Raw genomic sequence first — 20,816 nt, forward strand, 5'->3', positions numbered from 1 at the left:
ACTATTATGAAAAGATTTATCATATCAGGTGGCGGTACAGGCGGACATATTTATCCTGCTATTGCTATTGCGAATGAAATAAAGCGTCGTTTGCCTGATGCCGAAATTCTGTTTGTGGGAGCTAAAAACCGAATGGAAATGCAAAAAGTGCCTCAGTCGGGGTATCCCATCAAAGGATTGTGGATTTCGGGTTTACAACGCAAACTAACGCTTGACAACTTGATGTTTCCGCTGAAACTTGTCAGTAGCTTGTGGAAGGCTCGGAAAATCATCAAGAAATTTCGTCCTGATGTGGTTATCGGAACAGGCGGATATGCCTCTGCCCCAACCCTTAAAGCGGCTCAATGGCTCGGCATTCCTACGATAATTCAAGAACAGAATTCCTATGCTGGAGTGACCAACAAATGGGTATGCCAAAAAGCGGAAAAAATATGTGTGGCTTATGAGGATATGGGAAAATTCTTCCCGAAAGAAAAAATAGTGAAAACGGGGAACCCTGTTCGGGCAGATTTGCTCAACATTTCCGAAAAAAGAAAAGAAGCTCAAACTTTTTTCTCTCTGAATCCAAATAAAAAAACGCTTTTGGTTTTGGGCGGAAGTTTAGGAGCAAGACGTATCAATCAGCTTATTGAAAGTAATTTACCTCTTTTTGAAAAACTTGATATCCAAGTACTTTGGCAGTGTGGGAAACTCTATTTTGAAGAATATAAAAAGTACGACTCTGAAAACATTAAAGTATTGCAATTCATTGACCGAATGGATTTTGCGTACGCCTCAGCAGATGTGATTATTTCCCGAGCAGGAGCAAGTTCCGTAAGTGAACTTTGCATTGTGGGCAAACCTGTGATTTTCATTCCGTCACCCAACGTAGCGGAAGACCATCAGACTAAAAATGCACAAGCAATAGCAAAAAAGCAAGGTTGTGTTTTAATCCGTGAAAGCGAGTTAGATAGCCAATTTAAAACAATATTTTCACAGCTAATTCTTAACGAAAATCAGCAGAAAAATCTCTCTGAAAACATCAAAAAATTAGCTCAACCCAACGCAACTAAGGACATCATAGATATTATTTTTAAATTATTCAAAGATTAAATGATTTAAAGATTGAAAAATTGAAATAATCAAAAAAATTGAAAAGAAATACAAAAAGAATAACTAATCATTTAATTTTTTAATCTTTCAATCTTTTAGAACCTTAAACAAAAACGCAATGAAAGTCAATTTCAATAACATACAAAACGTATATTTCATCGGGATTGGTGGAATCGGAATGTCGGCATTGGCTCGTTATTTCAAAGCCATCGGGAAGAATGTCTGCGGATATGACCGAACACCAACAGAAATTACCGATACACTTGAAAACGAAGGAATTAAAGTCCACTTTACGGAAGATGAAGCAAATATCCCATCAGATTTCAAGAACGTAGAAAATACTCTTGTGGTGTACACACCTGCCGTCCCGAAAATGCACGTTGAACTTGTTTTCTTCCAAAAGAATGGTTATCAAGTTTTTAAGCGTTCCGAAATTTTAGGAATGATTACTGAAAATAGTTTTTGTTTAGCGGTGGCAGGAACGCACGGAAAAACCACAACATCAAGCATTTTGGCTCATATTTTAGTGGAAAGTGGAGCTTCAGTAAGTGCTTTTTTAGGTGGAATTGCTGAAAATTTCAACAGCAATTTAGTTCTTAACGGAAGTAAATTTACCGTTGTTGAAGCCGACGAATTCGACCGCTCTTTTTTAAGGTTATCTCCTGATATTGCGTGTATTACTTCAATGGATGCCGACCATTTGGACATCTACGGAAGTAAAGAGGAATTTGAAAAAGGATTTCGTGATTTTGCCGACAAAATTAAATCTGATGAAAATCGGATTATATGTAACGAACTGAAAATAAACGGAAAAACATACGGATTGGAAGATAATTCTGATTTCAGCTTTCAAAATATTCGTATCGAAAATGGTTTGTATCACTTTGATTTCCATTATGCAAACAACGTTCTTAAAAATTATGTGTTTCCAAAACCGGGCAGACACAATTTGTCGAACGCTTTGGCGGCGGTGGCGATGGGTGTACAAGCGGGGTTTCCTGCTGAAAAATTATTGTCTGCATTGGCAACTTTTAAAGGAGTAAAACGTCGATTTTCATACATCATCAAAGAAAAGGATTTCGTTTTCATTGACGACTATGCACATCACCCATCGGAAATCAATGCACTTTTCCAAGCGGTGGACGAAATGTATCCAAAAATTGAAAAAACTATTGTTTTTCAGCCTCATTTGTTTACTCGAACTCGCGATTTTATGGACGAATTCGCAGAGAGTTTATCCAAATTTGACGATGTAGTATTGTTGGATATTTATCCTGCAAGAGAATTGCCCATTGAAGGAATCACGTCAGAAGTATTGTTAGAAAAAATTCAAAGTAAACGGAAAGTTTTGGTCTCAAAATCGGATTTAATTCCGTTACTAACCAAAAAACAGCCCAAGTTATTGCTTACTGTCGGAGCAGGTGACATCGGAGCTGAAGTTGAGAGAATTAAACAAAATTTCTCTTAGACAACTGGATTTCAATCATTTATTTAAGAAATGAAAAATACACTAAGAAAAATATTAAAGATAGTAACCATTATTTTGCTACCTGTTTCACTGCAGATTTTCGCGTCAAACAGAAATCAAACTCGGACTATCAAGGAAGTAAAGGTTGACCATCAAAGTTCGGATATGTACATCACAGATGAAACAGTTCGTAGAATGGTGCTTAATCCACAAAGTAAAACAGAAATAGGTTCCTTGAAAATCAACGAGATAGAAAAATTACTGGATAATCACGCAATGATTGAGAAATCAGAAGTTTTTTGCACAATTGATGGAATACTGAACGTGAAGATAAAACAACGTCAGCCCCTTGCAAGATTTTACGAGGAAGGAAAATTCTTTTATATGGATTCACAGGGTAAGAAAATGCCTCTTTCTGATTCATTTTCTGCAAGAGTGCCTCTTGTTACTGGAAATATTGATGAAAAACATTGGGAAAACACTTATAATTTAATAAAATTCATACAAAATGATGAATTTCTCACAAAAAATATCACAAAAATAAATATAAAACGAAATAGCGAATACGAATTTGATATGCGAATAGCTAGTTTCGTTGTGATTTGGGGAGATTTGGAAGAAATGGAACAAAAAAAGGCGAATCTAAAAGCTTTCTACAAACAAATGGAAAAAAGCAATACCTTAAATGTTTATAAAATTGTTAATTTAAAATATTCAAATCAGGTAGTTTGTACGAAATAATTGTTTATTTTTGCGTTTTTGGAGTTTTTATGTTACTGAAAAAGTTAATTTTTTCAGAAAAAGGTCAGAATTTAACAGATAAATTCACTTATCACCTGTAATTTAACATCTTAACACAAAAAAAATATGAAACATAATGATATGAAACATAAAAAATATTACGTTGGCTTGGACATCGGAACAACAAAAATTGTTGCGATGGTTGGAGTCAAGAATGAATATGGAAAAATTGAAATATTAGGCTACGGACAAGCTAAAAGTGAGGGAATAAACAAAGGTGTAGTTCATAATATAACAAAAACAACACAATCCATTCTTGAGGCAATTCGTGATGCAGAAGAAAAAACAGGATTACAGATTAAAGATGTTGTTGTAGGAATCGCAGGGCAACACATTTTAAGTCGTTCACATAGTGATTATATCATTCGTCCTGACGCAGAAAAACTCATCGACATTGAGGATATTGAACAACTCAAACAGCAAGTATATCGCATAGGCTTATCTCCTGGTCAAAAAATAATTCACGCATTACCACAGGAATACAAAGTTGACGACCAAGACGATATCAGAGAACCTATTGGAATGATTGGCTCCCGCTTAGATGCTTCATTTCATCTTGTTATTGGGCAGTTAAATTCCATCAAAAGCATTACGCGTTGTGTGCAACTTTCAGGGCTTACATTTACGAATCTTACGCTTGAGCCTCTTGCCTCTGCTAATGCTGTTCTTAGTGAAGAAGAAAAAGACGTAGGTGTTGCTTTGGTTGATATTGGTGGAGGAACAACTGATGTGGCAATTTTTAAAGATGGAATTATCAGACATACAGCGGTAATCCCGATGGGGGGAAATATTATCACTGAAGATATTAAGGAAGGATGTGGTATTTTGGGAAGGCAAGCTGAAATGCTAAAGGTAGAGTTCGGTTCGGCTTGGCCAGGAGAAAATCGTGATAACGAAATCGTTTCAATTCCTGGAATTAAAGGAAAAGAACCCAAAGAAATCACACTAAAAAATCTTTCAAAAATAATTCACGCTCGTGTTAGTGAAATTATCAATTTGGTTTTCAATACGATAAAAAGTTACGGACACGAAGAACACAAAAAGAAATTAATTGCAGGTATTGTGCTTACGGGTGGTGGAAGCCAATTAAAACACATCCAGCAATTGGTGGAATACATCACAGGAATGGACACTCGTATTGGTTATCCTAATGAACATTTAACGAATAATTCAAACGGAAAGGTAGTTTCTCCAATTTATGCAACCTCCATAGGACTGGTAATGAGTGCTATTGATTATGAAGCAGAAGAAATTATCCGACAGAAGTTAGAGGCTTTCAAAGAAGTTTCAACTCCCCAACCCGAAATTGAGCAACAAGAAATTCCTACTTCCCCAGATTTTGATATTTCTCAAGATGAAGATGCGGAAAATGAGAAAGAAATTAAGAAGAAAAAAGTAGGATTTTGGGAAGGAGTAGGCAAACGAATTAAAGATTTTTTAGATAGTAGCGACGAATAAATAATAAAACAAATAGTTATGAGTACAAATGATATGAACAACACAGGATTAAAATTTGACTTACCCAAAGGTAAAAGTAATATCATCAAAGTTATAGGCGTTGGCGGTGGCGGTTGTAATGCTGTAAATCATATGCACATTCAAGGAATAAAGGGAGTGGATTATGTAATCTGTAACACAGACGCTCAAGCCCTTGAAAATAGCCCAGTTACTAACAAAATCCAATTGGGAGTAACACTAACCGAAGGATTAGGTGCTGGTGCTGACCCTGAAATCGGCGAAAAAGCAGCTGAAGAAAGCTTGGAAGAAATCCGTAAGGTATTGGAAGGAAATACTCAAATGGTTTTTATCACAGCAGGAATGGGCGGTGGAACTGGAACTGGAGCAGCTCCCGTAATTGCCAAACAAGCAAAAGAAATGGGAATTTTGACCGTTGCTATTGTTACATCTCCTTTTACCTATGAAGGCTTAAAACGAAGCAAACAAGCACAAGCTGGAATTAAAAAACTAAGAGAATGCGTTGACTCTCTTATCGTTATAAACAATAATAAAATCTCCGAAATTTATGGTGATTTAGGCATCAGAGATAGTTATGCCAAAGCTGATGAAATCCTCTTAAAAGGAGCCAAAGGAATGGCAGAGGTAATCAGTAAACACTACATCGTAAACATCGACTTGAATGATGCTCGTACTGTACTTGGAGAAGGAGGAACAGCAATTATGGGATCAGCAATTGCTGATGGCGAAAACAGAGCTTTTGAAGCTATTTCAGGAGCGTTGAATTCTCCTTTACTAAATGACAACAAAATCACTGGAGCGAAAAATGCTTTATTGTTAATTGTATACGGAAGTAAACAAGCGACAACCAAAGAGATTGAAGAAATCAGCAATTACGTTCAGATGCAAGCAGGTGAAAATATGGCTGACCTAATTACTGGTATTGGTGAAGATGAATCATTGGGTGATGCTTTGTCAGTTACTGTAATTGCAACGGGATTTGATGCCAATCAACAACACGAAATAGTAAATGGCGAAACCAAAAAAGTAATTCACGTACTTGATGATACACAACCAGTTGTGCACGACCTAACTGAACGAAATACACCAGTTGTAAACACAAATGATTGGCAACCAGCTTATTCAACTCCTGTCGTTACACCTTCTCCAGAAAAGAAACCAACCTCTCAGGCTTCTCTTTCTGAGCTATTTAACATCTGGGTTGATTGTGAGGTACTTTCTCCCGAGCAATTTTTTACCATTGTTGAAAAACCTAAAGCTACGTTGAACAACACTTCACACATAGCAAAAGAAAGAGTTCAACCACAAAGAGTTATCAAACAAGAACCTATCAGAGAAGAAATTAAAAAAAATTCTGATGCTCCTGTTTTCTTCCATTTGAGTAGTGATATTAACGACGATTATGAAGAACCAAAACAAATCACTCCAACTATAAGCCAAAGTGGAGAAATTCGTCACTCATTGGAAGATTATATGGAATTGGAAAAAAACCTTAATGAGGCTAAACCATTCTCTTCCAATATTACAATAGAAGAAAACGGAAATGAGTTCATACTTTACAAAAAAGAAGAAACTGAACCCACGCCTTCAAACATTGACGAGCAGGGACAAATAAGTATGTTTCTAGATGAAGAGCCACAGGAAATTGACCCCATAAATAGCAGAATTTCAGACGTTATGGCTAAACGTTCGAATCGTTTGCAAAATTATAATCATATTTTTGGTTCTTCAAACAATTATTCTGAAAACAATCAGTCGAGAACTTCAATTAGTAAAGACAGCTCTGGCGAATACCAAATACGCAGAAATAATTCGTTCCTGCACGACAACGTAGATTAACAAATACCTCATAACAAATAAATTTTTAAATTTTTCTAAGCTTTCCAGTACAAGTAGTACTGGAAAGCTTATTTTATTACCACAACAAAATGAAAAACAATACGTTACCAAAATAAAATTAAATAACTTTTATTGATTCTTTCCTCAATAATCTTAAAAAAGATTACTATTTATTTTTTTATTTTTAAAAAAGCAGTAACTTTGGAGGATAATTTTTAATCTTTCTAAAAATAGAAAACTATGTTTAAAGAAAATAAGAAAGTTATGGCTGAAAACACATCATCAGGAAGCAGTAACAGAATTGTTGCTGAAACAAAATTTAAAGGAGATATAATTTCTAAAACTGATTTTAGAATTGATGGTGAAATTGAAGGAAACTTCCAGACAAGCGGAAAATTAGTTGTCGGAAAGACAGGGCTTATCAAAGGCGTTGTTATTTGTGAAAATGCAGATGTTGAAGGAAAAATTGAAGGAACCTTGCGCGTAAGTGGCGTACTGAGCTTGAAATCAACTTCAGTTATTGAAGGAGAGGTTTTTACAGAAAAATTATCAATTGAACCGGGAGCTATTTTCAATGTTTCGTGTACTATGAAGGATTCTAAACCTCATATTTCAAATGAAAAATTACAAATTGCCGACAAAGCAACTAAATAAGTGGATAAAATTCTCCCAAGCGGGACTTCAAATGGCTATTACTATAGCCATTTGTGTTTTTCTGGGCGATTGGTTGGACAGAAAATTCCCCAATCTTTATCCTCTTTTTACTGTGGTTCTCTCTCTTTTGGGAGTTTTTGTAGCTATTTATTCCGTAATCAGGCAGGTAATGAATATGTCTGACAAATCTTAACTATATGAACATTTTTTTTCGTTTTCTTCTTCTTATAATTGCTTTAAGTGCTCTGACGTATTTTTCGCTTGAAGCCATTGTCAATAAATATGAAATCTCATCATTTTTAGGAATTAGCCAGATTAGTTTGTTTCATTTCAGTCTGTCGGTATGTGTCATAAGTGTTATCTACACAATTCACTCATTTTTAAAAAAATACACTGCCTTTGCCTTTCTGGGAACGGCTTTGATACGTATGATAGCCATCATCATATTCATTTTTCCTTTAATAAAAAACACAGAAAAAACACCTATTTCTGATGCCTTGTTTGTAGTAATTCCTTACTTTATTTTCACAATTGTAGAAGCTATCTTCACGATAAAATTAATCAAACCGAAAGCAGAAAAGTAAATTTATCACGCTTAATTTTCTTTATATCCAAACCTTCTTAATTGCCTTGTATTGGAACGCCAATCTTTGTTTACCTTTACAAATATTTCAATATGAATTTGTTTACCAAAGAATTTCTCTAAATCTGCTCGAGCTTGTGTTCCCACTTTTTTGAGAGCTTCGCCTTTATGACCAATAATAATTCCTTTTTGGGTTTCGCGTTCCACCATAATCACTGAACGAATATGAATAATTTGCTCCGACTCTACAAAAGCCTCTGTTTCAACCTCAACCGCATACGGAATTTCTTTTTTATAATTTAATAGAATTTTTTCGCGTATGATTTCATTTACAAAAAATCGTTCTGGTTTGTCTGTTAACTGATCTTTTGGGAAGAATGGAGGTGACTCGGGCAATAATTCCACTATGCGATTGAAAACTTCTGCAGTTTGAAAGCCTTCCAAAGCCGAAATCGGAAAAATTTCTGCCTTTGGGACTTGTTCTTTCCAATAAGCGACCTGATTTTCTAACTCTTCTTGCGATGATTTGTCAATTTTGTTAATGAGAAGAAGAATTGGAACATTCATTTTATTTATTTTCGCGAAAAATGCTTCATCTTTGAGCTGCTTTTCCCCTACTTCCACCATATAAATAAGAATATCAGCATCTTCCAAAGCACTTTTCACGAAATCCATCATCGAATGTTGCAGTTCATACGCTGGTTTGATAATACCTGGAGTATCCGAAAATACAATCTGGAAATCGTCTCCACTAACAATTCCAAAAATACGATGCCTTGTTGTTTGTGCTTTTGACGTAATTATAGATAATCTCTCACCCACAAAGGCATTCATTAAAGTAGATTTTCCAACATTTGGATTTCCTATAATGTTCACAAAACCTGATTTATGCATAAAATAAAATATTTGAAAGCAAATTTAGCAAAAAAATAAACATAAAAAATGGTTTGCCGTTAAAAACAAACCATTTTAAACTTTAAAAATCACACATCTTATGATGGCTCTACACCTCCAACAAGAAAGTCTTGCCATTCTTTGAGTTCCTGCCATTTACCTTGATATGCCAACTCTGCCTGACGAGACCACGTACCAGGATTATGAATGATAAATCGGTCTCCTCCAATTGTAAGAATTTCTTTAAGTCTTTCCACAGACGTTTCTGAAAGTATCTTCCAAGTAGAAATTCCGTTTTCCTTAAATAATTCCTGAATTTTAGGACCTATTCCCTCAACAATTGTCAAATCATCTTCTTTTATTTTTTTGCCAAAAGCAAGTCTTGCTGCTTCCTCATTGAACAAAAATGCTGTTATTGGCGTTTTTTCTAATTCTTTAATTTGGCTTTGGAATCCGAAAATCTCATTTTCTTTGGATTTGAGCTTCTCCTCCAAATCAAATTGTATTTTCTGAAAATCAGAACGTTCTCTTTCAAAATCATTCAGCATATTTTTACGAAGCGACTCGCAATTATCAACTTTGGTTTGAAGCTCTAAAACTTGATTTTCTTTGTTTTTTAATTTTGCTTCCAACTCAGTTTTCATCTTACCGAAATCAGAGCGTTCCTTTTCAAAATCTTTCCGCATACTCTCACGGATTGATTCGCAATCATCTAATTTTTTACACACACAATTTCTGCCAAGTAAATAACCTAACAAAGCACAAATAAGTCCGACGATAATAGGTATAATCCAACACAACATATTTTTTGTAATTTAGTTATTAATAATTTATTTTGATTATTCTAAAGTGATTTCAACTCTCCGATTTTTAGCTTTTCCTTCTTGAGTTTTATTACTCGCAATAGGTTTGTCTGGTCCGTGAGAAATTACCTCAACAAGTGATTCAGGAAAGTGATTTTTAACCAAATACGATTTCACAAAAGCTGCTCTTTCTTCTCCCAAACGTAAATTTGAAGGTCGTTTCCCCACATTATCTGTATGCCCAATAACTTGCACACAAGCTCCTTCCACCTGCGAGATGTAGTCATTCAATTTCTGAATTTTCTTACGCTCCTCCATTGTAAGATTAATATGAGATTCGCCCGTTTCAAAATACAATCGGATAGGATTTTCGCGAATATCTTTGGCAAAAGCCTTAAAAGATTCCATCTTTTCAGATTGGCTTTCAGGAGTTAATTCCATTACCTGAAAAAGTGTTGCGATATCGATATATTCCAGATTATTTTCTTTTGTTTGTTCCTCCAACTTATCTGATATTTTGATTTGTTGAGAAGGAAAGCCTCTTTTTTCGAAGTACATTTTTACAGCGTTAGCCCTTGCCAAACCGATTGTGGGAAAAACAGAACGATTTGTTTCATCTGCAGAATACAAGCCAACAATTTCTAAAACTTTGAAATTATTCACTTTAAAATGCTCTTTTGATTGGTCAATTAAAGCATTTATTTCTGTATTTATGGGATTAATTTCGTAGGAATTTCTCGCAAACTTAAAATTATCCACGTGTTCTAACTTTAAGTAATCTGTCACAATTGAGAAGCCCAATGTTTTTTGTTTTTCTTTAGGAACTTCCTCTTTTACAATCTGTTCAGAAACATTATCCGTGTAACAAACTGCCTGACAACAAAAATGATACTGTAGATATGCACCAAAAACAATGGTCAGTAAAATACCAAGTAAGTAAAAAAGTTGTTTCATAATCTTTTTGTTAAAATATAGTCACAAAGTAACAAAAGATATACTAATAAAACAACCCAATTTTAACATAAAACTACTGAATAACAATATTTTAAGAAAATAATAAATTTAAAAACCTTGTTTATCAGTAAAGTACAGAAAATAAGCTAAAAATCAGTAGATAAACTTTAACATTACTTTATGTTATATTTCTGTTTTTCAGCACATAAACTCACGAGAAATACTAAAATATGATGATATCTTGAAGAGATTACCTACATTTCAAATAAAAAATCACACAGGTATTAATTATCTGTGTGATTTTTATTCTTATTAACCTATTAGTTTAGCGACATCTTTGGCAAAATAAGAAGCTATAATGTCTGCTCCTGCCCTCTTGATAGCGGTCACTTGTTCGAGCATTACTGCATCGTGATTAAGCCAACCTTTTTCGGCTGCGGCTTTAAGCATTGCGTATTCGCCCGAAACTTGATATACCGCCACAGGAACTTCCGACATATTTTTTACTTCCCGAACAATATCCAAATAGCATAATCCTGGCTTAACCATCACAATATCTGCACCTTCTTCAATATCCATTCGTGTTTCTCTAATGGCTTCCAAACGATTATGGTAATCCATTTGATACGTTTTTTTATCCTTTGGAATATCTTGAACGTCAACAGGAGCACTATCCAACGCATCACGGAAAGGACCATAAAAAGAAGACGCATATTTGGCACTATACGACATTATGCCAACATTCTGGAAATCATTGTCTTCCAGCATTTCACGAATGTTCAATATTCTTCCGTCCATCATATCGCTTGGTGCTACGAAATCGGCACCTGCTTGGGCGTGTGATAAACTCATTTGGCAAAGGGCATCTACGGTAGCATCATTGGCAATTTGCCCATTTTCGATAATTCCGTCGTGTCCGTAAACAGAATATGGGTCAAGTGCCACGTCGGTCATTACCAGCATTTGCGGAACAGCATTTTTCACCGCTTTGATGGCTCTTTGCATCAGTCCATTGGGATTTACAGCTTCTATTCCTTTGTTATCTTTCAAATTGTCAGGAACTTTCACAAACAATAGTACCGACTTCAAACCTAATTTCCAAAGTTCTTTTACTTCTTTTTCAAGCAAATCTAAACTATAACGATAATAATTTGGCATTGAAGCGATTTCTTCTTTTACACCTTTGCCTTCCACCACAAAAAGTGGCACCAAAAAATCATCAGGCGTAACGATAGTCTCACGAACCAAACTACGAATGGCTTCGGTGGTACGCAATCTTCTGTTTCTTCTTAATGGATACATATTTTTCTCAAAAAAATTAAAATATTCAAAAAATTAAACAATCTAAAAAAAGTATTTTTTAGTTTATTAACTTCTTGAAAGCAATTGCTTTATAATTATATGGAACAAGTTCTATCGCCTTATCGTATTGAAGTAATACAAGAGATTTATCTCCCTTAAATTCATACAACAGTCCCAAAAGAACATAGTACTCTCCTATTTGACTTTTTTGTGTATCATTCATTTTATTAATGTCAACTTCGTCTAATGTCTCTTGCATTTTCTTTATAAGCACTTCCACTTCTTTTTTGCTTTCAGAAGAAGCATCTTGTGTTGCTTTTTTGATGTAAAACGTCTTAAAATCACTCATTCCTTTCAGATAAATATCGCAATTATCAAGTGACTGTACAAGCATTTTTTTTCCTAATTGCCTTCCAAAAAGTCTTTCTCTTTCATAATCGGATAAGTTTGAATCAGGATAATTCAGTATTGCAAATTTACGTATATCAGCATACAGAATCTCATTTTCAGTGTATTGTTTCATTATTTTGGCTATACAATCCACCCATACTTGGGGAATTTGCTCTCCGTCTTTGCCTACAGATTCTTTTTCCAAGCAAGTACACCAATCCTTACTAAACATTATTTCCAATTCTGCCTGAGTCAATTGTTTTTGTGCACAACCAAGATAAATGGACAGTATCAATGTAACTAATACAATTTTTCTTTTCATTTTTATAAAGCTAAAAATTTGATTTTATTAATGCTTTGAAATAATACCAAATCAGTAAAAAAATAGACTTCCTAATAGCACAAAGGTATTAAAAAATTGTAAACTTTGTCCTTTTTAGGATTGTTTTTTTAATAATTTACCCTTTCTCAAGCTCAAAGATAGTAATTTCAGGACGAACATTCAACCGAATTTTCTGCGAATGCCCCAATCCACGATTGATATAGAGTGTCCTTCCATTAGATAGATTGAATTTCCCCGATGTGTAATTTTTATTTTTCACAGGGAGTATCGGTGGAGGAAGAAAAGGTGGTTTGCATTGCCCTCCGTGTGTATGCCCAGAAAGAATCCAGCCATCATAATCATTCCATACATCTAAGTCACACACATCAGGATTGTGACAAAGAACAACATTTGCTTTCGTAGGATTAAAATTTGAAAACGCTTTTTCTGCATTGGTTTGCTTTGCCCAATAGTCGTCAAGCCCTATAAAATTTAATCCCTCTATTTCTATGGAAAAATTTTTGAGTACAGAAATTCCTTCGTTTTCAATTATTTTCGTGATTTCATCGGCAACTTCAGGCTCACCCCAATCAGAACCGTAATCGTGATTTCCCAAAATGGCAATTGTACCGAACCTCCCCTGAACGCTTTGTTCGAATACTCCTTTGAGCTTGTCATACATTACCTCTTTCTGATGAAGTGTAACATAATCTCCTGTATATACCACAAAATCAGGATTATATTCTTTTGCTTTTTTTAGTGAATTTATTAGATAAGAATTATCTACCCGATTTCCTGTGTGAATATCACTTATTTGCATCAAGGTTTTCCCAACCAACGATTCAGGGAGATTTTTGATGGGCATTTTTACACGGACAAACTCCAACCAATGAGGTTCAATTCGCCAAGCGTATAACCCCGTCATAGCTGTAATTCCTACAATTCCCAAAAAACTTTTCTTTATAAAAATCCGTCTATTCACTTGCTGATTTTTTATTAAAAAACGAAAGAAAGCACAACAATTTTTATGCCATAATATATGAAATCCTTCAAAAATATAAAGTATGCTCAATCTTCTCTTTTTTTGATTTGGATAACATTTTTGACACTTTTCATATTCTTACAATTTTTCTTCAAAATAAAAATAGCTTGAAAAATCAAAATGACGTAAAAAAGGCGTATCAAAAATTAGAGCAAAAAGCTGAAATCCTCATATCTTTGCGAAAAATAGGAAAACTATGAATATTGAAAAACTATCACAAAAAATTAAGGAATTACGAAAAATGAAATGTCTTTCGCAAGAGGAATTAGCAACCCAAGCAGGAGTTTCTCTCCGAACCATTCAGCGTGTGGAAAAAGCAGAAAACACACCTTCAGGAGAAACTTTAAAACGTATACTAACCACTTTGGGCACTTCATACGAAACACTTATTGCTGAGACTATAAACGAAAAGCCCTTACGAACCCTACAAGGTGTAAAAGAGTATCTGCATATTTTTAGCGATAAACTGATAATCAATAGGTCTGTTATTCCTGAAAATATCACAAAAACTTACGAGAAATCTATTTCGTTTTTGTTTAAAACGCTAGGTGTTGTATTTATTGGAACATTATTATTTTCTATAATAGCCGTTGTACTTTTCTTTTTAGACAACACTGATTTGGCTATTTTTGCAACTGGTTTTGCAGCCATTTTTCTGATAGTGACTTTCCTCATAATGTGGTTTTCTTCGGGGACAGCTCCCTATATTGAACGTAAACATATTGTAGCAACAAAAATAGAGAACACGAAACTCGGAAATATTCATTTCATAATAACTTACCGAGACGGAAAACGTATAAAAGAAAGGTCAATTACTTTCGAAACTCGTGATTTAATGTATATTCAAGAAGGATTAATTTCTGAGAATCTTTTGGAAAATGATAAAGTAAGTCAAAATTACGATACTTTAATTATTATGTTCTCCATACCTATATTATCTTCCTTAACAAGATTTTCTGATAAATTTGATTTTCCTGTAGTTATTACCCTATGGAGTTTAACTGGTATCGTTTGTATAATAATCAAAGTCATAATAAAATCAATTCGAAATAATAAAAAATACGCCCAATCACTTTAATTTTTTAAAATACAAAACGCACCAAATAAATTGAGCTATTTGGTGCGTTTTTCACATTTATAAAATCGTTTTACTCCATCATATACGTAGCATCAATGAGTGTATTTTGCTGGCTTTTAGATTGTAAGGCATAGTTAAATCCTTTACGAACGCAAAATGCCCCAATTTCACCACTTTTACTCAAAGCAATAAATCCTACTTGCAGATGCTCCAATTCGGGGGTATTTTTATATAAATCATAAATGCGTTTGGTCACGATTTCACAAGCTTCTTGCGGAGATTTTCCGTGTCGCATCAGCTCTACCACCATCGCACTACCTGCCGTACGGATAACCGCTTCGCCCAAACCTGTTGCTGCGGCTGCTCCTACTTCATTGTCCAAGAACAGCCCTCCACCGATGATGGGTGAATCTCCCACTCTGCCCGCCATTTTCCAAGCCATTCCGCTGGTGGTACAGGCCCCTGAAAGATTTCCGTTTTCGTCCAATGCCAACATACTAATCGTGTCGTGATTTTCAATATTGATAATAGGCTTATATTGAGAGGTTTTTAGCCATTCTTCATAAGCCTTCTTTGACTTTTCAGTCAGTAAATCTTCTTCTTTAAATCCTTGTGAGAGAGCAAATTGCTTAGCTCCGTCACCCACGAGCATTACGTGAGGCGTTTTTTCCATTACCAAACGAGCCACCGAAATGGGGTGTTTGATATTTTTCAAACAAGCTACCGAACCCGCATTGTTTTGGCTGTCCATAATACAGGCATCGAGCGTCACGTTTCCTTCTCGGTCTGGATATCCGCCATAACCTACCGATGTTTCTTCGGGGTCGGCTTCGGCAGTCATCACGCCTTTTTCAACTGCATCTAAGGCACTTCCGCCCGAGGCGAGGATTTTCCAAGCAGCATCGTTGGCAGGTAATCCGTGATTCCAAGTACTGATAACCAAAGGTTTAACATTTACAGATTTGTCTTGTTCAGAAGTTTTTTCTGATGAATTTGACTTACAAGCCACTAATAATAAGGAAATTGTAAAAAAATAAAAGGTTTTCATTTTTATAAATTTTGGTGAATCATTTTTATGAAAAATTCTGTTTCTTTTCGGAAGATATCAATTGGGTAAGAATGGCTCATCTTGTTAATTAAATGAATTTCAATATTTTGATTTTCAGCAATATCATTGCGAAGTAATTCCAACGATTGCCAAGAAGGAAGCACTTCGTCCTGTAAGCCAATTACAATTTGCATATATTGGGTGTACGACCGATTGAAGCTGGTAGCTATAGGCATTTCATTGCGAAAAGTTAGTGCAGGATTGAAGAGTAAACAAGGTTTTTGCAAAGCTTGAGCCAAGTAGTAAGTCACTAATCCTCCGGCACTTGAACCAATTATAGCATCTACATCGTGATACGTTTCTTGTAATTTTTCAAACAGATTAGGTGTGCCTTTATAATCCAAAACAGGAGCATAAATCGTTGCGTATTGCTGTAAAACCACTCTTCGGTCGTCTTGCAAAAAGCTATCCAATCCGTGTAAATACAGTATTTTCATTTTTTATCCGTTTTTATCATCAGTTAAATAATGATACTTTTTCTAACTTTTTCTTATCCAATATTTTAATCTTTTTTACACGCGTTTCAATCCATTCATTTTTGCTGAATTCGGAAAGCATTCTGATAAGAGATTCTGTCGCTGAACCTATCATATTTCCAATTTCCTCCCGCGAAAGTTGAATATTGATATAACCTTGTTCATCAGTTCCAAAATTATCTTCTAAGAAAATTAGTGTATCCGCTAAACGCTGTTTCACAGTCTTTTGTGCCAAATCAACAATTGCGTTATCTGCTTTCTTTAATTCATCACACACATTACGAAACACTTCTACAGAAAATCCTGCGTTTGTAGCAAAAAAATTAAGCACCTCTTCCTTAGGGATAAAACAAACCTTCATATCTGTCAGAGCTACCGCACTCAGATTCACTGGATCACAAGCAATAACACTGCGTTGCCCCAAAATATCCCCCTTGCCAACAAAGCGAACAATTTGGCTTTTACCATTGGAACTCAACTTACTAAGTTTACAAATTCCCTCTTTAATACAATAAACACCTGCGAGTACGTTGCCTTCTTCAAAAATAGTTTTACCTTTTTTTATATTTGAAGCTGTCTTGCACTCAGAAATAACTCGAAGCTCTCCTTCACTGAGTGTTCTTAACATCTTTTGATGCCTGACAAAACAATGTTCACAATTTGTATCTGCTTGATTACCCATATGTTTTTGTATTTTATCGCAAAGATAAATTTTTTATGATAATTATCATATCTTTGCAAAGAAATAAAGCTTTGCTCAAATCAATTTTTTCATACGTACAAAGTGAACAAATACCCTAATTATGAATTGCTATCATTGTGGAAATGAATTTGATAACGAACCTCTTTCGGCTGATGACAAAATTTTTTGTTGCTTGGGTTGCAAAACGGTTTACGAAATTTTATCTGAAAATAATTTATCTTCATACTACGACATTGAACAAACACCTGGGGCTCGTCCTGAGGAATCTTTAGAGAAATATTCCTTTTTGGACAATCAAAAAATTGTAGAGAAATTACTTGAATTTAATGATGGAAGCGTTCAAATTGTAAATCTGTATATCCCTCATATTCATTGTAGTTCCTGTATTTGGGTACTTGAAAATTTGGACAGATTGCACTTAGGTGTGGGAGGCTCTGTGGTTAATTTTCCTCAAAAAACGGTTCGTATCACTTTCAATTCTGAAAAGATTTCTCTAAAAGAATTGGTACTTTTGTTAGCTCATATTGGTTATTCACCATACATCAGTTTGGAAGATTATCAAACTAAAAAAAATAATCCTAACCGACAGATTTACTACAAATTAGGAGTAGCAGCTTTTGCTTTCGGAAACGTGATGTTGCTTTCTTTTCCTGAATATTTTGAAACTGACGAATTTTGGATTGAACAATACAAGCCTTTCTTTCGCTGGATAATGCTCCTTTTGTCTCTTCCTGTGATGTTTTACTCGGCTTCAGATTATTTCATCTCGGCATATAAGGGCATCAGAAGTAGAATTCTGAATATCGATATTCCGTTGGCTCTAGGTATTTTAGCGATGTTCGTACGAAGTTGCTATGATATTTTTACTGACTCAGGGCAAGGTTTTTTTGACAGCCTTAACAGCTTGGTTTTCTTACTTTTAATTGGAAAATTCTTTCAGCAAAGAACTTATAGTTTTCTTTCTTTTGAAAGAGACTATAAAAGTTACTTTCCTATCGGAATTACCAAAATACTCCCAGATGGCACAGAGGAAAGCGTTCAAGTTTATGACATCAAACAAGGCGATAGGTTACTAATTAGAAATCAAGAACTTATCCCCGTAGATGCTATCTTAATTCGAGGGGAAGCCAACATCGATTATAGTTTTGTTACAGGGGAATCTAATCCTGTACAAAAAGTTAGTGGAGATAAACTTTTTGCAGGAGGAAAGCAAACGCAAGGAGCTATTGAAATTGAAGTACTTAAGGAGATTTCTCAAAGTTATCTAACTCAACTTTGGAGTAATGAAATTTTCAATAAAGATAAAGATGATAAATTTAAAACGTTAACAGACAAAGTCAGTAAGTATTTTACAATCATTATTTTAGGAATATCTTTTATCTCCTTATTTGTGTGGATTTATTTGGCATACAAAAATCTTGCTGAGCCTATAATGCCCTTAAATGTTTTTACTGCAGTCCTGATCATTGCTTGTCCGTGTGCGTTGGCTATTTCTGCTCCGTTTACTTTAGGGAATATGTTACGAATTTTCGGACAACGCAAATTATATCTGAAAAACAGCAAAGTCATTGAAAAAATGGCAAAAATTGACACCATTATTTTTGATAAAACGGGTACAATTACCACTGCTAACAAATCAGATTTAACTTATTCAGGAACAGAACTAACAACTGAAGAACAGATAATTATAAAAAAAATATTACGAAATTCCAATCACCCACTTAGTAGACAAATTTATGACCATTTGGCTGTTTCAGATACTTCAACTTTCATTGGTAGTTTCACTGAAATTGCTGGAAAAGGAATCGAAGCCAATGTAAACAATATTTCTGTTAAAATAGGTTCAGCAGGTTTTGTTGGAAAACAAACAGACAAAGATAATCTGAAAACAAGCGTACACATTTCGTTGAACGGAATTTACAAAGGTTGTTTTATATTTAGCAATTCCTATCGAAAGGGAATTTCGGACTTATTCAACTCTTTAGCAAACAGATATAAATTAGTAATTCTTTCAGGAGATAATGAAAGTGAACGAGATACATTAGAAAAATTACTTCCTCCCAATTCTACAATTCTATTCAACCAAAAACCAGATGACAAGTTAAATTACATCGAATTATTACAGAAAGAAGGCAGAAAAGTAATGATGATAGGCGATGGGCTGAACGATGCCGGAGCACTGAAACAGAGCGATGTAGGGATTGCTTTGTCCGAGAATGTGAATGTATTTTCTCCTGCTTGTGACGGAATTATGGATTCTACAAAAATTAGCGACTTGAAAGCTTTTCTAAAACTCTCTAAAAAATCAATACAGATTATTAAAGGAAGTTTCGTCCTTTCATTCATATACAATGTCATTGGAGTTTCATTTGCTGTATTAGGGCACTTATCTCCTTTGGTTGCTGCAATTCTGATGCCTTTAAGCTCAATTACTATTGTGCTTTTCACTACTCTAAACACAAATGTAGCAGCAAGAAAATTAAAATAATACTCATACAGAAACAAAAAAAGCAACTTTAATATCAAAGTTGCTTTTTTAAAATCTTGTAGCGGGAACAGGACTCGAACCTGTGACCTTCGGGTTATGAGCCCGACGAGCTACCTACTGCTCTATCCCGCGATTTCTGGGTGCAAATATACAACAATATTTTATACTACCAAAATTATTTGCAAAAAAATCTGTGAAACTACTCCACATACACGCGTTTTATCCTCCTAGAAAGCGATGTAATTAGCTCATAAGAAATAGTTTGCGCCGTTTCTGCAAGAATTTCAGCGGTGTGTTTTTCATCAAAAATAATTACTTCATCGCCCTCTTTACAATCAATTTCTGTAATATCAACCATTAACATATCCATACAAACATTCCCTATAATCGGCGCTTTTTTACCATTAATATACACAAAGCCAATACCTTTGCCGTAAATTCTGTTTAACCCATCGGCGTGACCCACTGAAATAGTAGCCGTTCGAGTAGGAACATCTGCTTGAAAACCAAAATTATAGCCCACATATCCTCCTTTGGGAATATCGTGAATCTGAGAAATCAAACTCTTTAAAATCGTTATCGGACGAAAATTAGACTGATATTCAGCGTCATTCCCAAAACCGTACATTCCAATTCCACTACGAACCATATCAAAATGCGCTTGAGGATAGTTCAAAATTCCAGAAGTGTTACAGTTATGAAATAGTACTTTATAGGAGAAATATTTTTTGATAACTTTCTGACAATCTATAAATTGACATATTTGCTCTTGCATACAATCTTCAGCATTTTTATCTTCTGAGGCAAACAAATGCGAATATGCTGTCCTTACCCTAATTTGCTTTTTGTTGGATAAAATTTGACAGACATTTTCAATTTGCTGAGGAAGAAATCCTAAACGATTCATTCCTGTATTACACTTAATATGAATGGGATAACCATCTAAATTACATTCTTTAGCAAAGGCAAGGAATGCTTCTAAAGTTCGATATGAATACAAAGTAGGTTCCAACTCATACGTTACAATTTCTTGAAAATGTGCCACTTGCGGATGAAGCACCAAAATAGGTTTTGTCACTCCAGATTTACGTAATTCAACCCCTTCTGAGGCATAAGCTACAGCAAAATAGTCCGCTAAATCTTTTTTTTCTAAATACTTGGCTATTTCACAATGATTATTTCCGTACGAAAAAGCCTTCACCACCGCCATAAACAGCGTATTTTCTTTTAATTTGCTTTTCAGAAACTTTACATTGTGCTGCAAATTATCCAAACGGATTTCTAAAGTGGTTTCTTGTACCGATGTATGTTCGTTTTGGGCTTCTTTCTCTATATTCATATAC

The 20,816-nt window shown here is 34.8% G+C and carries 20 protein-coding genes and 1 tRNA gene; 10 read left to right on the forward strand and 11 right to left on the reverse strand.

The genetic code is table 11. The annotated features are described in order from the left end of the window. Positions 1 to 6: 6 nt before the first annotated feature. The 8 genes from murG (at position 7) to CGC48_RS04340 (ending at position 7,914) form a co-directional block, all read left to right on the forward strand. Complete coding sequence (gene murG / locus CGC48_RS04305) at positions 7 to 1,092, forward strand: undecaprenyldiphospho-muramoylpentapeptide beta-N-acetylglucosaminyltransferase (protein ID WP_098028592.1); 1,086 nt, start codon at positions 7 to 9, stop codon at positions 1,090 to 1,092. A gap of 118 nt (positions 1,093 to 1,210) precedes the next feature. After that, entirely contained in the window at positions 1,211 to 2,560 is a 1,350-nt protein-coding gene (gene murC / locus CGC48_RS04310) for a UDP-N-acetylmuramate--L-alanine ligase (RefSeq protein ID WP_098028593.1), read from the forward strand. A gap of 30 nt (positions 2,561 to 2,590) precedes the next feature. Beyond that, entirely contained in the window at positions 2,591 to 3,301 is a 711-nt protein-coding gene (locus tag CGC48_RS04315) for a cell division protein FtsQ/DivIB (protein ID WP_098028594.1), read from the forward strand. Positions 3,302 to 3,442: 141 nt separating this feature from the next. Further along, the gene (gene ftsA / locus CGC48_RS04320; RefSeq protein ID WP_098029753.1) at positions 3,443 to 4,819 is read left to right on the forward strand and encodes a cell division protein FtsA; all 1,377 of its coding nucleotides are present in this window, start codon (positions 3,443 to 3,445) and stop codon (positions 4,817 to 4,819) included. 18 nt (positions 4,820 to 4,837) lie between these two features. Then, positions 4,838 to 6,676, forward strand: a complete 1,839-nt coding sequence (gene ftsZ / locus CGC48_RS04325; protein ID WP_098028595.1) for a cell division protein FtsZ — start codon at positions 4,838 to 4,840, stop codon at positions 6,674 to 6,676. Between the two features lie 240 nt (positions 6,677 to 6,916). Continuing rightward, positions 6,917 to 7,330 carry a bactofilin family protein gene (locus CGC48_RS04330; RefSeq protein ID WP_018280337.1) on the forward strand — a complete coding sequence of 138 codons (414 nt, stop codon included), beginning with the start codon at positions 6,917 to 6,919 and terminating at the stop codon, positions 7,328 to 7,330. Beyond that, on the forward strand, positions 7,293 to 7,523 hold the full coding sequence (locus CGC48_RS04335; protein ID WP_098028596.1) for an AtpZ/AtpI family protein: 231 nt from the start codon (positions 7,293 to 7,295) through the stop codon (positions 7,521 to 7,523). Before CGC48_RS04330 ends, CGC48_RS04335 begins: the two co-directional genes overlap by 38 nt. 4 nt (positions 7,524 to 7,527) lie before the next feature. Continuing rightward, a complete protein-coding gene (locus CGC48_RS04340; protein WP_098028597.1) occupies positions 7,528 to 7,914 on the forward strand; it encodes a hypothetical protein in 387 nt (128 codons plus the stop codon). Between the two features lie 11 nt (positions 7,915 to 7,925). Here the strand turns inward: CGC48_RS04340 and era are convergent, their stop codons facing one another. The 6 genes from era to CGC48_RS04370 form a co-directional block, all read right to left on the reverse strand. Further along, positions 7,926 to 8,807 (reverse strand): GTPase Era, encoded by an 882-nt coding sequence (gene era / locus CGC48_RS04345; RefSeq protein WP_098028598.1) that lies wholly within the window; start codon positions 8,805 to 8,807, stop codon positions 7,926 to 7,928. 98 nt (positions 8,808 to 8,905) lie between these two features. Continuing rightward, entirely contained in the window at positions 8,906 to 9,610 is a 705-nt protein-coding gene (locus CGC48_RS04350; protein ID WP_098028599.1) for a hypothetical protein, read from the reverse strand. 36 nt (positions 9,611 to 9,646) lie between these two features. Next, positions 9,647 to 10,564 (reverse strand): OmpA family protein, encoded by a 918-nt coding sequence (locus tag CGC48_RS04355; protein WP_098028600.1) that lies wholly within the window; start codon positions 10,562 to 10,564, stop codon positions 9,647 to 9,649. A 312-nt stretch (positions 10,565 to 10,876) separates the two neighbouring features. Beyond that, positions 10,877 to 11,866, reverse strand: coding sequence for a porphobilinogen synthase (gene hemB, locus CGC48_RS04360; protein ID WP_098028601.1), 990 nt, complete (start codon positions 11,864 to 11,866; stop codon positions 10,877 to 10,879). 58 nt (positions 11,867 to 11,924) lie between these two features. After that, positions 11,925 to 12,578, reverse strand: coding sequence for a hypothetical protein (locus CGC48_RS04365; RefSeq protein WP_098028602.1), 654 nt, complete (start codon positions 12,576 to 12,578; stop codon positions 11,925 to 11,927). Positions 12,579 to 12,714: 136 nt separating this feature from the next. Next, on the reverse strand, positions 12,715 to 13,560 hold the full coding sequence (locus tag CGC48_RS04370; protein WP_198537154.1) for a metallophosphoesterase: 846 nt from the start codon (positions 13,558 to 13,560) through the stop codon (positions 12,715 to 12,717). Between the two features lie 256 nt (positions 13,561 to 13,816). Between CGC48_RS04370 and CGC48_RS04375 the strand changes: the two genes are divergently transcribed. Continuing rightward, complete coding sequence (locus tag CGC48_RS04375) at positions 13,817 to 14,698, forward strand: helix-turn-helix domain-containing protein (protein ID WP_098028603.1); 882 nt, start codon at positions 13,817 to 13,819, stop codon at positions 14,696 to 14,698. A 70-nt stretch (positions 14,699 to 14,768) separates the two neighbouring features. Here CGC48_RS04375 and CGC48_RS04380 read toward each other — a convergent pair whose 3' ends face one another. From CGC48_RS04380 to CGC48_RS04390, 3 genes are read right to left on the reverse strand one after another with little or no spacing between them, the layout of a single operon-like run. Beyond that, the gene (locus CGC48_RS04380; RefSeq protein ID WP_098028604.1) at positions 14,769 to 15,746 is read right to left on the reverse strand and encodes a N(4)-(beta-N-acetylglucosaminyl)-L-asparaginase; all 978 of its coding nucleotides are present in this window, start codon (positions 15,744 to 15,746) and stop codon (positions 14,769 to 14,771) included. Between the two features lie 2 nt (positions 15,747 to 15,748). After that, positions 15,749 to 16,243 (reverse strand): YqiA/YcfP family alpha/beta fold hydrolase, encoded by a 495-nt coding sequence (locus tag CGC48_RS04385; protein WP_098028605.1) that lies wholly within the window; start codon positions 16,241 to 16,243, stop codon positions 15,749 to 15,751. A 19-nt stretch (positions 16,244 to 16,262) separates the two neighbouring features. Next, the gene (locus CGC48_RS04390; RefSeq protein WP_098029755.1) at positions 16,263 to 16,910 is read right to left on the reverse strand and encodes a Crp/Fnr family transcriptional regulator; all 648 of its coding nucleotides are present in this window, start codon (positions 16,908 to 16,910) and stop codon (positions 16,263 to 16,265) included. 175 nt (positions 16,911 to 17,085) lie between these two features. Between CGC48_RS04390 and CGC48_RS04395 the strand changes: the two genes are divergently transcribed. Beyond that, the gene (locus CGC48_RS04395) at positions 17,086 to 19,473 is read left to right on the forward strand and encodes a heavy metal translocating P-type ATPase (RefSeq protein ID WP_098028606.1); all 2,388 of its coding nucleotides are present in this window, start codon (positions 17,086 to 17,088) and stop codon (positions 19,471 to 19,473) included. A 59-nt stretch (positions 19,474 to 19,532) separates the two neighbouring features. Here CGC48_RS04395 and CGC48_RS04400 read toward each other — a convergent pair. Together CGC48_RS04400 and alr are read right to left on the reverse strand one after the other, a co-directional pair. Continuing rightward, positions 19,533 to 19,605 (reverse strand) — tRNA-Met (locus CGC48_RS04400). Positions 19,606 to 19,672: 67 nt separating this feature from the next. Beyond that, the gene (gene alr, locus CGC48_RS04405; RefSeq protein ID WP_098028607.1) at positions 19,673 to 20,812 is read right to left on the reverse strand and encodes an alanine racemase; all 1,140 of its coding nucleotides are present in this window, start codon (positions 20,810 to 20,812) and stop codon (positions 19,673 to 19,675) included. Positions 20,813 to 20,816: the final 4 nt, after the last annotated feature.

The sequence above is a fragment of the Capnocytophaga cynodegmi genome, from assembly GCF_002302475.1.
In the GTDB taxonomy this organism is placed as follows: Bacteria; Bacteroidota; Bacteroidia; order Flavobacteriales; family Flavobacteriaceae; genus Capnocytophaga; species Capnocytophaga cynodegmi.

Coding starts and splice junctions, on each gene's coding strand:
- CGC48_RS04340 (WP_098028597.1), top strand. CDS start 7,528: ATGAACATTTTTTTTCGTTTTCTTCTTCTTATAATTGCTTTAAGTGCT.
- alr (WP_098028607.1), bottom strand. CDS start 20,812: ATGAATATAGAGAAAGAAGCCCAAAACGAACATACATCGGTACAAGAA.
- murC (WP_098028593.1), top strand. CDS start 1,211: ATGAAAGTCAATTTCAATAACATACAAAACGTATATTTCATCGGGATT.
- CGC48_RS04335 (WP_098028596.1), top strand. CDS start 7,293: ATGAAAAATTACAAATTGCCGACAAAGCAACTAAATAAGTGGATAAAA.
- CGC48_RS04375 (WP_098028603.1), top strand. CDS start 13,817: ATGAATATTGAAAAACTATCACAAAAAATTAAGGAATTACGAAAAATG.
- CGC48_RS04380 (WP_098028604.1), bottom strand. CDS start 15,746: ATGAAAACCTTTTATTTTTTTACAATTTCCTTATTATTAGTGGCTTGT.
- CGC48_RS04385 (WP_098028605.1), bottom strand. CDS start 16,243: ATGAAAATACTGTATTTACACGGATTGGATAGCTTTTTGCAAGACGAC.
- CGC48_RS04350 (WP_098028599.1), bottom strand. CDS start 9,610: ATGTTGTGTTGGATTATACCTATTATCGTCGGACTTATTTGTGCTTTG.
- CGC48_RS04355 (WP_098028600.1), bottom strand. CDS start 10,564: ATGAAACAACTTTTTTACTTACTTGGTATTTTACTGACCATTGTTTTT.
- CGC48_RS04395 (WP_098028606.1), top strand. CDS start 17,086: ATGAATTGCTATCATTGTGGAAATGAATTTGATAACGAACCTCTTTCG.
- era (WP_098028598.1), bottom strand. CDS start 8,807: ATGCATAAATCAGGTTTTGTGAACATTATAGGAAATCCAAATGTTGGA.
- murG (WP_098028592.1), top strand. CDS start 7: ATGAAAAGATTTATCATATCAGGTGGCGGTACAGGCGGACATATTTAT.
- CGC48_RS04315 (WP_098028594.1), top strand. CDS start 2,591: ATGAAAAATACACTAAGAAAAATATTAAAGATAGTAACCATTATTTTG.
- hemB (WP_098028601.1), bottom strand. CDS start 11,866: ATGTATCCATTAAGAAGAAACAGAAGATTGCGTACCACCGAAGCCATT.
- ftsA (WP_098029753.1), top strand. CDS start 3,443: ATGAAACATAAAAAATATTACGTTGGCTTGGACATCGGAACAACAAAA.
- ftsZ (WP_098028595.1), top strand. CDS start 4,838: ATGAGTACAAATGATATGAACAACACAGGATTAAAATTTGACTTACCC.
- CGC48_RS04390 (WP_098029755.1), bottom strand. CDS start 16,910: ATGTTAAGAACACTCAGTGAAGGAGAGCTTCGAGTTATTTCTGAGTGC.
- CGC48_RS04365 (WP_098028602.1), bottom strand. CDS start 12,578: ATGAAAAGAAAAATTGTATTAGTTACATTGATACTGTCCATTTATCTT.
- CGC48_RS04330 (WP_018280337.1), top strand. CDS start 6,917: ATGTTTAAAGAAAATAAGAAAGTTATGGCTGAAAACACATCATCAGGA.